Below are 15,426 nucleotides of genomic sequence, written 5' to 3'. Positions count from 1 at the left end.
ACCCGACGAGCAGCCTCCGCCTTGAACTCAGGCGTAAACGACCGACGCGTCCTGGACATGTAGACATCCTCCCAGCAGGACCCTTCGTCCCGCTATCTCAGGTGTCCACTCAAACTGGGGAGGTTCATGCTTCTCTGCCGCGACGTAGTCTTCCGAGGGCGGGGTTCCACCTGCCTTGGCGATCTTTTTGCGCTCCTCGTGCAGAAACAGCAGCCCCAGGCCGGTGCCCACCGCGTAGCGGTCGGCAGCGTCTTTGGCGCCCTGTTCGGTCAACTTCTTGGCGCGGGCCGAAAGATACCCTTTTAGCGAAGAGTAGGTCGAGTTCAGCACGATGGTGGGGACCTTGGTCTCGCCGAGCTGGGCGAGCTCGGCGTATTCAGGATTCGCCGCGAGGTCCGCTGCCTTGATCTCGTCCACCACGCCGGGGATGGCGTTGTTCAATCCTTCGCCGTACTCCTCGGGTGTCTTCCAGATCACGGCGACCTGAGGGCCGCCCGAGCCACCTTTGCCACCCTTGTTCCCGCCGCCGGCACCGCCCTTGCCGATCTCGTCGACGACCTCAACTGTCGTCGTGTAACCCATCGTCGGGCCGATACCACCGCTGGCCTTCTGCCAGTCAAGCTGCGCATCGAGCTTGAACTGGCCTTCTGTCGCGCCTTCGGGAACCTGGAGCTGCACGCGGACATACCCGTCGCGGAGACGTCCGATCACGATGTTCTCGTCCGGGTTGATGTCAGGGTGGTCGGTCTGGAAGGTCAGTTGGCCGCGGCCGGTGTCGAGGAAGTCGTCGTGCGCGTTGATCAGGTACTGGAGGTATCGGACCCGGCCCTCTTCCACGATGACCTTGTCGGGACCTTCGATGGTCGTCGGATCAGCGTAGGTCTCAACCTGCTTGCGCGGCCGCGGACCCCCGTTGCCCTGACCCCCGCCACCGCCGGCGTTGCCCCCGCCGGACATGCCGAACCCACTGACCTTCAAAGCCTGAGCGATCTTGCGACTGACCCCAAGGCCGGACGCTCCCCCGCTTGCCGCCGCAATCGCTTCGCGCACAATCTTGCTGTTGATTTCAGTGAGGCCGTTCCAGTTGTCAAGGAAGTCGGCGACCTGATCCTCGAGCTGGATTGCCGCTTCGCTGGCAAGCATCTGCGACCGATCGGGGGTGAACAGCGCGGTCCGCAGTTCGATGGGCAGGTCGTCGGTTTCGACAACTACGAGGATGCGGTCTGCCAGCTTCACGAGGTCGGTTCGCACCTTGAACTGGTCAGGCGTCCAGTGGTGGTGGACCTGGCCGTTCGAGGTGAATACGAGCGCATGGTTCTTGGCTACGAACTTGCGACGCGCCCCGGGTAGCTCTTTCCCGCTGGCATCCTTTCCCTTCGGGAAAACGAAGTATGTCACGGGCAGGTGGTAGGTGTTGCCATCGTGGCTGTAGAGCATCTTGTCGTCGTCCGTGAACCGCTCCTTACTGGGGTTGTCAGCGAGGCGTCGTCCCAGTCCGCGCAGGTACTCCTTCCTCTCGCGGGTGATCGCGTTGGTGAACCTCACCGGGATGACGGGTTCGAACAGTCGGGTGTTCAGGACGGTGTCGAATGACCGCTCATCACCGGAGCGCGCGCGGTGGAAGCCCTCGACCCCGTAGGAGATCAGGGCGATGTGCGTACCGCCTGCGAACTCGGGGTAGACACTGGCGGGCGCTGACCACGGCAGCGCATCACGATCGGCCGGCCACTCGGTGGTGACTTGGTAGTAGGCCGACTGGCCCTTGCCTTGAGCTTCCCACAGAACCACGGCCACGGTGGTGCGGTCTTCCGCCGGTCCCATTTCCGGTGCGCGACGGGTGACGAGAACAACCGCCCTAGCGTTGCGGTACGTGCTGGCGCCGCCGACACCGAAGGCGCCCTGTTGCCAGATCCTAGAAGTCTTGTGGCTGGATCCCAGCGCGAAGATGGTGCCGGGCACCGCGGCCGGTTCCATCCCGCAACCGAAATCGCGGTTCACGATCGTGACCCGCTTGCTCGACCGTGTCGGCGGATCGGACTCGCGAATGGAGACCGTCACCAGGTCCGCCTGCTGCTGATAATTCAGCTCTCCCAAGAGATCTTGAGCTGATTCTGCTGGACTCTGGTAGGGAACCTTGTCAAGGTCACCCAGGCTCATGTGGGCGAACTTCTCCAGAACGGCGTCCTGGGAGTTGGTAACGAGCTCCAAGGCCTTGTACTCATACGACGACCCACTGGGAGCGAGCAGACCGAAGTTGTTGTAACGGTCACCGACCGGCCGTTCGTACTGCGCGCCGTTGGCCACCAGGAGGTCCGCGACCGCCTTGGCTTCCGCAAACGTTGACGCATTCAGGGCCTTCTCGATGATTTCCTTCTGGATCTTTGCATTAGTCATTGATACCTCCACGGTGTTGGTTTGAAATAGTCGCTAGCTGTTCCCACTGTCATTTCGGTAAGTCATCGCCGCCCCCGGTTGCCAAATCCAAGGGGTCAGTTCGCTCTAATAGTTCGCGGCCACCGGCGGTTAGCCAGTACCGGCCATCCACGAGCCTGGGTTCCACCAGTCCCCATTCGCGCGACCGTGCGATATATCCTTGCGCGACCGAACTAGCCTCGGCGCCAGACCACTTCGGGCCCGCCGTCTGGAAGCGCTCTACCAGTTCGTTCCGCGTAGGACGTTCGGCAACGCCGCGCAGCAGATAGTCGAAACCCCACCTGTCGGCGGGTGCGTGCTCGGCGAGATGTGCCATGAAAAACCACGTGAGCTCCAGCGGGTGCGGCAGATCCAGGGAGAGACCGTCCAACCCGGAGATCAGGTGCCACCCGCTCTCGGTTAATCCAGCGGGCATATCCGGTGGGTCCTCCACTTGGATGGCGCCCCACGCGAAGAGCGGACCAGACCCCACCACTAGTCCGGACATCTTCGACCGGTTTACAGTACCGATCGCGAATGCCTGGAACCCACGGGCGGCGGAGGGTTGCTTCGAGACGTTGGTCGGGAAAAGGACAGTCAGCTTGCGCAACCTCCCGTAATGCCGCTCGAGGGACTTGAGCTCTCCCCCGAAGTACCAGGCGGCTCTCGAGACCTCCTCACGGAATTTCTCGAAGGGAATCGGTCCATCAGCGGTGTACCGGGCGAGGCGCTGCAGTGCCCAGAGTGACGGATAGTCGCGACTATGAAGACCCAGAAGCGGCACGTCGTCCGTATTGGCCGCTCCGCCCACAACGATCGCCGGCTTGCGTGTCGGCGAGGTTAATGCCGTCCCGGCCAGATCCTTCAAAGTGAGCTCGTCACGTTCCCACGACGGAAGGCCGGCTACCAGATGGTCGGGAAGGTGACGCCCCAGGTCTTCGTCGAGTGACGGGCTCAGTGGAGGATGCTTTTCTCGGCCTATCGGCGCCTTGTCTGGAGGCTGGCGTCGCGGCGTCCGGGTTGCCATGCCCAGTTCGTCAGGCGCAGCACCCGCAACGACGACTTGTTCAGGCAGGCCACCAGCAACCGGCAGGCCTTCGAATTCCCGGTCGGGAACGCGCAGCTCCGGCGGTGCCTCCGGGTAGTCGAGTTCGTTCAGGAGGTTTTCGACGGCTTCCTGCATCAGTTCCGCACGTGTCCGGAAGCCGCCACGACCGGCCACGATGGACTCATCCATTCGCCTTATGAGCGCCGCCGGGAAAGGTACCTTGACTATGCGTTCGCTTCGGGCACCCGGAGTGGTAGACATAGAAACACCTTATATAACACTGCACCAGCTCGCAAGGTGGTCTTATTGGACCTGCGATTAAGTACGTCGGCGTCACATATAGCGGTCTTATGGCTCCGCGTCCGCCCGTTCGGTACTCCAACCTGAGTTGGACCTCGTCAGTGGCTGGCGTTGAAGGCGGCGAGTATCACTTCGGTGTCGTTGTCGAGCCTCGTGCGGTGGGGGTGTCCGACGCTGTCGACGATGACGGTGTGGATGCGGGTCGGGAGGTCCAACTCAGGCCGGCCAGACCGCGACGACTGAGTTCGGGTGGTTCACGACACGAATCAGCCCAAACTGTCGTAGATGCTGTGCATGATGGGTTCGTGCCTTCTACTAGGGACGGCCACGGAGCACCACTAGTACGCCCGAGGCAGTGCGTCCGGAGGCTCCGCTTCTGCGTAACGGTGCGTACTGAATGACCGGCCGGACAGCAGCGCAGCGGTTACTGACCCCGTCGAAAGTGACGGCGTGGTTGGATTGCCCGCATTATCTGACGTTGCGCAGTCAGGTCGAGGATGGGCTGCTGGCAGAGCCCGACTCATCGTTCGGGTCTTTCGCCGATCTGCTGAAGTCGAAAGGACTCGATCACGAGTCTAAATGTCTGGCGGAATATGCGCGCCAGGGTATGCGGATCCTGCACGTGCAGGACAAGGCGAAGGATCAGTCCTTCGCATCCTGGGTGACGAGCATCGGAGACCCATTCTCCGAGGAGTGGGATGTCGCGTACCAGATGCCGTTCATCCACGGCGGCATTCGTGGTGTTGCCGACTTCGTGGTGCGCGTGCAGAACCCGGTCACCGGCGCGGTGTCCTATGAGCCGGTGGACGCCAAACTCGCTCGGGCGGAGGCCAAGCCCGGGCATGTGTTGCAGTTGTGCTTCTATGCTGACGCCATCGAGGAACTGACGGGCATGAGGCCAGAGCACATGCACATCTGGCTGGGCTCTGGTCAGATGGAGACGCTGCGGGTCAGTGAGTTCCAACCGTACTGGCGGCGCCTACGAGGCCGCTTGTCTCGCGCGCTCGCCGACGGTCCCGCCGCGGATACCGTGGCCGAGCCATGTGCCCACTGCGCGTTTTGCGAGTTCAGCCAGATCTGCGACCGGCAATGGCGGGAAGCCGATTCGCTGATCTACGTTGCAGGCATCCGCACGACCGATATCGAGACGCTCACCGACTCGGGGATCTCGACGTTGACGAAACTCGCATACCCGAGCAGTGCTGCCGAGCGCTTGGCGGCCGAACGTCTGGCACGTCTGCAGGGGCAGGCATCCCTACAGGTGCAGGCACGGCAGCGCGCTGACGACCCGCCCCCATTCGAGTTGGTCGCGCCGGGCGAGGAGCCGTGGGGTCACGGCTTCGAGAAGCTTCCCGAACCGGATGCGGGTGATGTGTTTCTCGATCTCGAAGGACACCCGTTCTGGCGAGCCGATTCCGGGCTGTTCTTCCTGTTCGGGCTGATCGAGCAGGACGCCGGCGGCCAGTGGGGCTACCGCACCTGGTGGGCCCACGACCTCGCCGAGGAAGCCGTCGCAGTAGCCGAGCTGATCGACCACCTCGCCGAACGTCGATACAGATTCTCCGGCATGCACATATACCACTACAACCACACCGAACGCTCGGCGCTGCAAAGGATGGCCGAGACGCACGGTGTGGGTGAGGTGGCGTTGGCCCAGCTGATCGACACCGGCGCCTTTGTCGACCTCCTCCTCGTGGCCCGCAACGGCATTCAGGTCGGAGTCGAGTCCTACGGGTTGAAGAACGTCGAACGATTGACCGAGTTCGAGCGCACCCATGAGATCGACCAGGGTGCCGGCGCGGTCGTGCAGTACGAGCACTACATGGCAGATCGGAACCCGGAACACCTCACCCCGATCGCCGTCTACAACGAAGACGACGTCCGTGCGACCCGGGCCTTGCGCGACTGGCTGGTCGATCACCGTCCCAACGAAATGCCTTGGCGTGAATCGCATGTCGAGCCTGATCCCGACCTCCCCGAATTGAACGAGACCGTCGAACGGTTACATCGGTTCGACATCGGCACACTCGAGCACGACCTCGGCGATCTTCTGTGCTATTGGCGGGATGAATGGTTCGCCTACCTGGCCCCGAAGAAGGTGAAGCTCGAGGCCGACCCAGTCGACCTGATGGATGATCCCGAGGTCATCAGCGATCTGAGACCTGCGGGGTTGGTACAGCGAATCGGCGCCCGGGGCAGGTCGATCACACCGGCGATGCGATTCTCGTTCACACCTCAGGAACTCGATCGGTTCGGTCGCAGCGACGCGACCGTCATGTTCAGTACTTCGGATGGCGAGCGCAGGTACTGCGGCATTGTCGGTCTCGATCGTGAAGCAGGGTTCGTCGACCTCCAGTGGAACAAGCAACTGCAGGAAGCGCAGGTCTTCCCTCGCGTGGTGGTTCTGCACGACTGGGTGACGACGGAGGTGAAGTTCGACGCTCTTGAAGCCTTCGGGAAAGACTTGCTCGATGAGCGGTCGCCGAACCCGGCCACCTTGGCACTGCTACGCCGAGACCTCCCTCGATTCAGGGATAACGGCCCGACAAATGGTGTGTTCGTCGACGACCTCGAAGACATGACCGGCTGGGTGACCCAACTCGAGAACAGCTGCGTGGCGGTGCAGGGCCCACCGGGCACAGGCAAGACTTACAGCGCCGCCAGACTGATCCGGCAATTGGTGCGCGCGGGGAAGCGGGTTGGGATCACCGCGGTCAGCCACCAGGCGATCGGCAATGTGCTCGAGGCCGTGGTAGCCGCGTTTGCCGAGAGCGGCGAGCTCCCTCTGCTGACCGCTGTGTGCAACCCCGGAGGCAGTTCGGTGCGGCGCTTGGCCGACGTGGCCTATTTCCGGGACAACAAGAAATGCGCAAAGGATGAGTTCAACGTGGTTGCCGGCACCACCTGGCTCTTCACCAACCAGGCGATGCGCGCCGCCCCGGTCGACGTGTTGCTGGTCGACGAGGCCGGACAACTCGCACTCGCCGACGCCCTCGCCGCTTCCACGTCGGCCCGCAGCATGATCCTGCTCGGCGACCCGCTGCAGCTACCGCAGGTAGCCCAGGCCAACCATCCGGGCATCTCCGGCCGCAGCGTGCTCGAGCACATCGTCGGCGACGACGTCACGCTCCCGGACGACAGAGGAGTCTTCTTACGTCAAACTCGCCGAATGCATCCCGCGCTGTGCCAGTTCCTTTCCGAGCAGATCTACGACAACCGGTTGCTCAGCCACGACGACTGCGCCGGCCAGTCGACGGCTGCGGGGACCGGGTTGCGCTGGATACGTGCAGACCACCAGGGCAACCGCACCTCCTCCGCGCAGGAGGCCGACCTTATCGCGGCGAAACTGTTGACGCTGATCGGCACCGACTGGACCGATCAGAATGGGGCGACGAAACCACTTGAGGCGGAGGACTTCATGGTCGTTGCCCCCTTCAACGACCAGGTCAACACCATCCGTGCGCGGCTGGCGGAGGAGGCGGTCCTGTCGGACGTCCCGGTGGGGACGGTCGACAAGTTCCAAGGCCGTGAGGCGGCCGCAGTGTTCTTCAGCATGACCACCTCCAGCGGCGAAGACCTGACACGTGGAGTGGACTTTCTGTTCTCCCGCAACAGACTCAACGTCGCGATAAGCCGCGCCCGTTGCCTGGCATATCTGGTCTGCACCGAGGAGCTTCTCAATACTCGCGCTCGAACGGTCGAAGACATGAGGCTGATAGGTACGCTCAACGCGGTGGTCGAAGCCGCGGCACCGTAGACGCGGGCGGCAGGCCGAACCGCGCGTCAACATGAGCGGCGTGTCCCGGCGGCTGGGTCGCGCGCTGCGCACAAAGTGCGGGGCGAGCATTTGGTGGTCACTCGTCGTAAAGAGGTCGGCAACCTCGGCACGCCGCTTCGCCTCTCCCTGCTCGCGAAGCTTGGCCCTCCGCAGGTGGGCGTACCTGCGCCCGTAACTGTTCCGGTCCAGGCGGTCGGCAGGATTGTCAGGCTCGTCCGGTGGCGTGTTCTCGTCAGGTCCGTATCGGCTGGTCATTGTTCATCCCTCGTGCACGTTCCGGCTCGTTGTGTGCCGATGCGCAATCGTAATGATCTCGAGTGGCAGACCTCCTTGTCCAGCAATTCGACAGACGGGGCGGGCCAGCGGCGGGCCGGAAGTGGTCCTGGACGACTTCCGCAGATGTCGCGGCTTGCTTCGCGCACGCGACATATACTCAGCGCCGCGAGTCTTGCACAGCGTCAAGGAAGGTGCTTCCGCCGCCGACTCTTCACGCGACAGGGTGAGGTTACGGAAGGCACTCCCGCATAGGTATACGTGATCGCGCTTGAGCGACTCCGGGAACGCGACCGCAGTCAGATGGGAGACACATGGACATCGAATCGGAGTCAGGAACCGAACCGTGGGATGCCGACCCAATTGACCAGCTTCCGCCGGTCATCGAGCCGGGAAGGATCGGCCTGACTCTCTGGTCGGCGCCGTACTGGACAGACGAGATGATGGCCTGGGACGTCGTCTTCACCTGGACCGGCGGCCGCGAAGCCGAGTGGTACGAAGACATCAGCATGTCCACCGGCGGCCTCTCGGTCATGTCCAGTGCTCCCGCGCATGGAACAGCGACCTGGGAGAACGGTCGAGATCTGCACCTCACCTACAGTTCAGCTGACCTTGACCTCGACGGCGAGGATGTGCTGACAGGCGCCGCGCCGACCGCTGGAGCGCCAGATCCGGACGAGGTGATGAGGTCACCACAGGTCTGGGTGAAACTCGCCGAAACGGTGTTGGGTTTCGTTCACGGTCTCATGTAGTCCACTGCCTGAACATTCGGCGACGGATGCTCCGCCGAACCTTGCGGACACGTAGTTGGTTGCACGCTGATGTTCACGCAGGATCGTCAACCTGAGCCGGCCTTGGCCAAGCCAAGGTCGACGATGCGGTTCTGCCCGTTGCCGCGGCGGCAATTCCCTCAGCGAGATTCGTGAGTTCTTCCTCGACTCGATCAGGAGAGCCACTGAGGTCCAGCGATCTCAGAACCAGCTTCGTGCCGGTGTTCCGGACGGTGACGGTCCTGCTGTCGGTTCCATCGTCTCGGTGGCGGCAGTAGATGAGTACTCCTTCACGGAGATCCAATGCCGTTGTATAAGCCAGCAATTGGTAGTAGTCGCCACTTCGTCCACGCGCGTCGTTGGCGAGCTTGTACTTGATATCGCCGACATACAGATTCTGACCATGCAGGTTGCGGAACAGCAGGTCTGGCAGCATCGCCACCTGTCGACCCGTGCCGAGGTGCACGGACGGCTCATCGATCACGTCCAGACGCCCTCTCAGCTCGCGTCGTAAGCGTTCGGTGACGAATCTCTGGAACAGATCGTTCATGTCGACCATGAACGACGACGCGGATGCGGCTCCCTGTGAGTCGGTGAGTGTGAGGTTCGCGAGGACGAGGCGCGCCAGTCCCAGTGCAGGTGCATAGTGCTGGTTCAGGCGGGTCAGCTGGATTCGAGCGATGTCCTCGGGGACGACCGCCTGATCGGCCACACCGTCGAGCGCCACGAGTTGACGCATTAGTCGTTGTCGATCGATCGGGTCGACCTGGGGGACACGAAGCGCCCGTTGCACGGCGGCCCGCAGGATCCTGTTCTCCGAGATGTCCTCGGTGTAGTCGTCATAGGTGCACGCAACCGGTGTGAGAACGCCCGCGCGCCGGAACTGCTTTGGCACATCGAGCCGTCCTCGGAGCGCGACCAGGGGTTCCTCCGTGGACTTGTAGGACCGCAGGACTCCCCGCGCGAGCGTTGTCTCGAGGGTTCGCGCGAAGAAGGCGAGCACAGACGACAACAGATCTGACGATTCGTCGTACTCAAATGCCTCTCGGCGCCACGAGCTGTGTGGAAGACCGGGTTCAAGGAGCAGAAACAGATTCTCGGGGTTGATCTTTGGTCGGATGAGAAGTCGTCTGTCGCCGACAACCAGCGTACCGACATACGATGTCGCCGTGACGCGCCATCGATCAGCTGGTGCGGGTGAGACCGAGACGGAGCCGGTCGATTGGAGCGCCTCGGCTTGCGAGCGCGTCAGGTCGAGGTCTCGAGACTCGTACTCTCTGAGGATCACCCCCGCGTTCACACGATTTCCGCCTCGTCGGCGCCGGAGTCCTCGCTGACGGATTCGCCCGCCAGGTCGTTGAAGCGTTTCCACACCTGGGCGAATCGGAAGTAGTCGATCCGGGTCGCATCGCCGAAGAACTGGTCTTCGATGAATGGTTCGACGTCGTATACCCAGATGCGTTGCAAGGCATCTTTGTCCAGCCCGCGCTTCATGAAGTGACTTGGCCCGAGTTGCAGGTGAGGGCCGCCGAGTTCACGCTCGAGCTCATCGTTGACCTGTGCAACCACATCTCCCACCCAGGCTGGTTCGCCTTCCCGCTCGAGCCAGCGTGCGAGCAGTCCGGCCATCGGGCCGTGATTCGGAAAGAACGGGACGAAATGAAAGCGTCGCCGTAGTGCTGCATCAACCAGAGCGATGGACCTGTCGGCCGTGTTCATGGTCCCGATGAACCAGATGTCCTTGGACAACTCGAACGGGTCGTCGGGACGATAAAGAGTCCGAACCGGAGTATTCCGATATTCGAAGAGAAATAGCAACTCGCCGAGCACCTTTGGCAGATTGGCTCGGTTGATCTCATCGATGATCATGAGGTGGCGGCGCCCCGGTGCGTCGTTGGCGCGGGCCGCTAACTCGGCGAGCGGTCCGCGTTGCAGGCGGTACGTCATCACACCGTCGGCGTCGGTCTCGGGTCGATACCCCTCGAAGAAGTCTTCATATGATGTCGACGGGTGGAACTGGACGACGGGCCGTCGGGCAGCGTCGGGGACCAGCGTCTCCGCCAGCTTGCGGGCAAAGTAGGTTTTGCCGGTTCCGGGTGGGCCATAGAATACGACCTGCTTCTTGTCCTCGAGGAGGGCCACGACGTCGTCCACGAAGCCGCGATCAACGAGCAACTGTTCGGCCAGATCATCGAGCGGATCGACCACCGGCTCGGGGTCGGGACCCTCTTCGTGTTCGGCATACCAGTACAGGAATGCACCCATGCCGAGTGGGTCGCCCGGGAAGAAGGGGTCCAGGCGGGCGTGGAGGGCATCGTTGGAGGCGATCTGGAGTTCGCCGCGGCCCGTTTCGTCCGGGGCCGTGATGCCCAACAGCTTGAGCATCCGTAGCTTCCCTTTGGGGCCGGTGTACGGGTATACGGTGATGAACTGCTCGGGGTGGGTGATCGCGAGCATCTTCATCATCACCGACTCGCCGAACCCCTTCACGCGCAGCGCATCATCCTCCAGGGCCCGGTTGATTCGTGTCTCCGGTGCGTCGTCGCCCCAGCACACGTAGTTGAACGTGTTGATGATGCGTTGGTACTCGCCTTCATCGGCGTCACGGATGCTCTTGTTGAGGGTGGACATCGGACCGGTACCGCCGTAGCGCTGGGTGTTCCAGATGGGGCGCAGGTCGGCACGATCGACAATCGACAGTTCTTCGGGGTCAAGCAGTTTCGCGAGATCGCGGCGGTCGGCTTTGTCCTGTTCGTGGCCCGGCGTCGGGTAACCCGTCGTGGATCTGAACTCGGCAACCGTCGCCGCCAGGCTGTCGTCTGCAGCGTCCGACGAGACGATGTCGCCGCTGAGTTCTGCCATGATCGGTGCGACGTCGCGAGCAGTCTGGAGAACCTCGGCTCGGAGATCCAGCGACGAGAGAGTAGAGCGGTCGAACCAGCGCGCGTAGATCACTTCCCCGGTGCCGCCGCCGGCAAACCCGACGTCTCGGCCGATGCGGGACCTCCCTGCCAGAACCTGGTACCCATCCAGCGGATGCCGCTCGACCATGTCGACGGCGCGTTCGGTCGCTCCGGTGTCGGCATCAGGGAATGGCCGCAGTCCGACGGCAAGTCCGTTCGCGTTGAGCCAGATTCGGACAGACAGCCCGTAGGTGCCCGGTACCCGCCATTCTGACCAGAGGTCTCCGCGTGGCCACACGGTATTCCACATCAAGCCGGGCTTGTGGGCCTTGAGCGTTCGTCCGACGGTCTCGGCGACGGACGACTCGAGGGTATTGGCGATATGCTGTGCGACCGCTACCAACGCAGATGCGTTGTCGCGGTATGACTCCGGTTTGTCGCCCCGATCCTTCGCCCCTTCGCGAAGGGCCGCACGGTCGCACAGGACTTCGTCCAGCAGGACAGGGTGCTCGTCCGCCCACCAGGCGGCGACCTGCTCGAAGCGGCGCGGGTCCCCGTCCATCTCCGTTGCGCAACGATAGAGTTCGGCATACCTTTCGCCTTGGTCATCGAACTCCGACATCCCTGTCACGTAGGTCATGTAGTCGGCTGACTTCGGCCACGCCGCCGGCCACTTCTCCGGATCATCGAGGGCCCAGTAGTAGGAGGCAACAAACGGCGCGCGTTTGGGACTCGGGTGTGCGCCGACCCGGATCTCTTGGAGGTGGTCGGCGAGGAGCCGGATCTTTCGGACAGCGTCGTCGGGGTCCTCGGGAGTGGACAGTGCGTCCAGCAAGACGTTCACGGCGACGTCCGGGTCTGGTGACATCTTGCTGATTTGGTTGATGATCATCTGACCGGCTGCGCCGCTGTAACCGGAGTCGAAGTTCTTCACCCAGCGCGCGGTATCGGCTTGGAACGCGCTCAGGTCGCGGGTGCGGCCGAGAGCTTCACGGAATTGACGAGCTTCGGGCGCATGCGGACTGAGTCGCTGCTCCCGCCACGTGACGCGCCCGAAGTCGGCTTCGGCGTTGAACCGGTCGACGTGTGCAAGGTGCCAGCGGCGCCTGAAATCTGCTTCGCGGGCGTCAGTGCTTTTACGGTCGGTCATTGCTACCTCCTCGCCTCGTCGAGGGTAGCGAGTGGCGCAGCGTCTGAGCTGGCTTTGTTCGTTAAGCGGGGGTGTGGCCGTCGGTGGCGTCGCCGCCTGTCAGGCCCGCCCTTGTGCACCGGCCGCCGATCGGCGACAGCGAAGACAATCGAGCCCCGAACCCGTGTGCGAGATCAGACATAGGCGATACCGTCACCCCGTGCCCCACGAAGTCCCCGATACGCCCCGCTTCGCCTCGGTCAGCGAACAAGCCGTCTGGAACCTCCTGCATGAGCAACTCCTCGACGACGACCTCCTGATCCACGGCCAGCGCGTCACCGACCACGACAAGGACCACGAGATCGACATGGTCGTCGCCATCGACGGTGCCGGGATCATGTGCCTGGAGGTCAAGGGCGGGGAGGTGTGGCACGACGACGACAGTTGGTGGCAGGCCCGGGCCGGTCAGCCGCCGAAACGCATCGATCCGGTCGACCAAGCGCGTCAGGCCTGCTACGCGCTGCGTGAATACGTGGAGCTCGATCCACGGTGGACGCACGGACGTGTCCGCTGGGATCACATGGTGGTGTTGCCGCACTCCGAGCTGCCTGCCGACTTCTCGCTGCCGGACTGTCCGCGATGGAAGATCATCGACCGCACCCAGCTCGACCAACTCATGCCGCTGGTCCGCAGTGTGCTGCTCAGCAAGAGTGGTGACCTCCCCGCCGTCGACACGAACGGCATGGCGCAGCTGCGCAGTGCGCTGAGTGGGCGTGGACTGCCGCAGCGCGACGTCGTGGCACGTGCGCTCGAGAACGAGGACCACGCCGACACCCTGACCTCCCATCAGGCGGTGATCCTCGGTACCATCGAGAAGCTGAACCGGGTGGAGATCCGCGCCGGCGCCGGCAGCGGCAAGACGTTCCTGGCACTCGAACAGGCCCGCCGCCTGTCCCGCGCCGGCCAACGCGTGGCGCTGGTCTGCTACTCGCACGGGCTCGCGTCCTACCTCGAACGCATCACGTCGGCGTGGAAGCGCCGCGATCAGCCGGCCTACGTCGGCGAGTTCCATGAGCTCGGCATCCAGTGGGGCGCCGCCGAAGGGCCCGATGAACAGGAACGCAACGAGGAGACCGCTGACTTCTGGGAGCGCGTCCTGCCGAACCAGATGCTCGCGCTCGCCGAGGGCTTGGAGCCGGGACACCGGTTCGACGCGATCGTGGTGGACGAGGCCCAGGACTTCGCCGACGAATGGTGGAAGCCGATGCTGGCGTGCCTGCGGGACCCGGACGCCGGCGGGATCTATGTGTTCAGCGACGAGGCGCAACGCGTCTTCGACCGGCAGGGCTCACCACCGATTCCGATGGTGCCGCTGGTTCTCGATCACAACCTGCGCAACACCCGACAGATCGCGACCACGTTCAGTCCTCTTGTCGGACAACGCATGCAGCTGCGTGGCGGCGAGGGGCCCGACGTTCGGTTCATCGCGTGCAGCCCCGACGACGCGCTGGGTGTCGCCGACGACCAGATCGACCCGCTCCTCGACGACGGGTGGCGGCCCCGAGACATCGCCCTGCTCACCACCGGTAGCCGCCACCCCGAGCAGGTGGACCGACAGGACAAGGGCAACAAGTCGTACTGGAACACCTTCTGGGACGACGAGCAGGTGTTCTACGGCCACGTGCTCGGCTTCAAAGGGCTCGAGCGGCGGGTCGTCGTGCTGGCGCTGAACGAGTCGAAACCGAGGAATCGGTCCAAAGAGCGACTGTACGTGGGTCTTTCGCGGGCCCGGGATCAGCTCGTGGTGTGCGGGGACCCGGAGTTCGTGCGGGAGGTCGGGGGAGCGGATGTGGCGTGGCGGTTGGGGATCTGATCTGTACCGCCAGAAAAGCCGGCGGGCAGACAGGGGACCCGCCGTTGGCGGAACCTGCGAGGACGCATCGGAACCAGTTCAGCACCTGATGCGTCCAAAGCAGGAAGGACCTGGTACGAACGTGTACGAGCTCGCAGATTCGGGGAGGCTACGTGGGCGAGAAGTTCGAACTGGCTGAGATCGGTGCAATCCATGAAGTGGGCGGCCAGCTAGCAAGCCATGCTGACGCAATTCGGGGGAATCATGGCGTCACCGGGTTCGCGGCTTGCGCGGCCGGCATGCCTTCATCTCCGATCCGGTGCAGCATGCGCATCCAAGGACTCGGTACCAGGCGAATTCTGATGAGTCGACCTACGTGCTCGACAGTCAACCAGTGGGACCTCCCCGCACTGCTCGCCCAGGCTGATGGGCTGGACGGCGTCGTGGAGAATCTCTCCAACGAGACGCGATCGATGGCCAAGTAGTGCTGATATCGGCGAGGTTTCGCGGGCTCATTATCTGTCTCGTATCGATCGGTGTGTTGGCGGCATGCGTGCCAGAGGAATCGGTCCCCGCAAGTGCAAGTTCAACGGCAACGAAGGTGCCCAACGCAGAGCTGACGTTTCAATGGGTGCCCAACCCCGTTGTCGATTTGCTTGACTCGGAAGGAGTCTTCGTACGTGCCTACGTGGAGTCGTTTGAACGGGCGAACATAGGCCAGTCCCCAGAGTGGGGTTACCCAGGGTTTGTCGACGCTTCTCCACCAGAGATCGGTCAGCTCGTCGCCGAGATTCCATCGTTGGCCGCGAGATACCAAGTGCGGGGATCTGCGATCTGGGGCTCCCCCGAAAAAGTGGACACGGTTAGCTTGATTGCTGACTTGTCAGTGATGTGATCTCGAAGTCGATAGGCGAGATCATCCCCAGCGAGCTGTGCCTCCTGTCATGATTGTAGAATCTGA

The 15,426-nt window shown here is 63.1% G+C and carries 8 protein-coding genes; 4 read left to right on the top strand and 4 right to left on the bottom strand.

Annotation, left to right across the window (positions count from 1 at the left end; all coding sequences use genetic code 11):
• Positions 1-27 precede the first annotated feature (27 nt).
• Positions 28-2,394, bottom strand: a complete 2,367-nt coding sequence (locus VZC37_RS24610; RefSeq protein ID WP_330437418.1) for a hypothetical protein — start codon at positions 2,392-2,394, stop codon at positions 28-30.
• 49 nt (positions 2,395-2,443) lie between these two features.
• The gene (locus tag VZC37_RS24605) at positions 2,444-3,649 is read right to left on the bottom strand and encodes a hypothetical protein (RefSeq protein WP_330437417.1); all 1,206 of its coding nucleotides are present in this window, start codon (positions 3,647-3,649) and stop codon (positions 2,444-2,446) included.
• Between the two features lie 508 nt (positions 3,650-4,157).
• On the opposite strand from VZC37_RS24605, the gene VZC37_RS24600 reads away from it, so the two are divergent.
• Both VZC37_RS24600 and VZC37_RS24595 read left to right on the top strand, forming a co-directional pair.
• The gene (locus tag VZC37_RS24600) at positions 4,158-7,517 is read left to right on the top strand and encodes a TM0106 family RecB-like putative nuclease (protein ID WP_330437416.1); all 3,360 of its coding nucleotides are present in this window, start codon (positions 4,158-4,160) and stop codon (positions 7,515-7,517) included.
• A gap of 608 nt (positions 7,518-8,125) precedes the next feature.
• Entirely contained in the window at positions 8,126-8,563 is a 438-nt protein-coding gene (locus VZC37_RS24595; protein ID WP_330437415.1) for a hypothetical protein, read from the top strand.
• A 73-nt stretch (positions 8,564-8,636) separates the two neighbouring features.
• On the opposite strand, the gene VZC37_RS24590 is transcribed toward VZC37_RS24595, so the two are convergent.
• Both VZC37_RS24590 and VZC37_RS24585 read right to left on the bottom strand, forming a co-directional pair.
• Positions 8,637-9,869 (bottom strand): McrC family protein, encoded by a 1,233-nt coding sequence (locus VZC37_RS24590; RefSeq protein ID WP_330437414.1) that lies wholly within the window; start codon positions 9,867-9,869, stop codon positions 8,637-8,639.
• A gap of 8 nt (positions 9,870-9,877) precedes the next feature.
• On the bottom strand, positions 9,878-12,634 hold the full coding sequence (locus tag VZC37_RS24585) for an McrB family protein (protein ID WP_330437413.1): 2,757 nt from the start codon (positions 12,632-12,634) through the stop codon (positions 9,878-9,880).
• Positions 12,635-12,833: 199 nt separating this feature from the next.
• Between VZC37_RS24585 and VZC37_RS24580 the strand changes: the two genes are divergently transcribed.
• Together VZC37_RS24580 and VZC37_RS24575 are read left to right on the top strand one after the other, a co-directional pair.
• Positions 12,834-14,486, top strand: a complete 1,653-nt coding sequence (locus VZC37_RS24580) for a nuclease-related domain-containing DEAD/DEAH box helicase (RefSeq protein WP_330437412.1) — start codon at positions 12,834-12,836, stop codon at positions 14,484-14,486.
• A 341-nt stretch (positions 14,487-14,827) separates the two neighbouring features.
• Positions 14,828-14,950, top strand: a complete 123-nt coding sequence (locus tag VZC37_RS24575; protein ID WP_330437411.1) for a hypothetical protein — start codon at positions 14,828-14,830, stop codon at positions 14,948-14,950.
• The last annotated feature ends 476 nt before the right edge of the window (positions 14,951-15,426 follow it).

The sequence above is a fragment of the Gordonia sesuvii genome (genome assembly GCF_036350415.1).
In the GTDB taxonomy this organism is placed as follows: Bacteria; Actinomycetota; Actinomycetes; order Mycobacteriales; family Mycobacteriaceae; genus Gordonia; species Gordonia sesuvii.
This window is presented reverse-complemented; position numbering and strand designations above follow the sequence as displayed.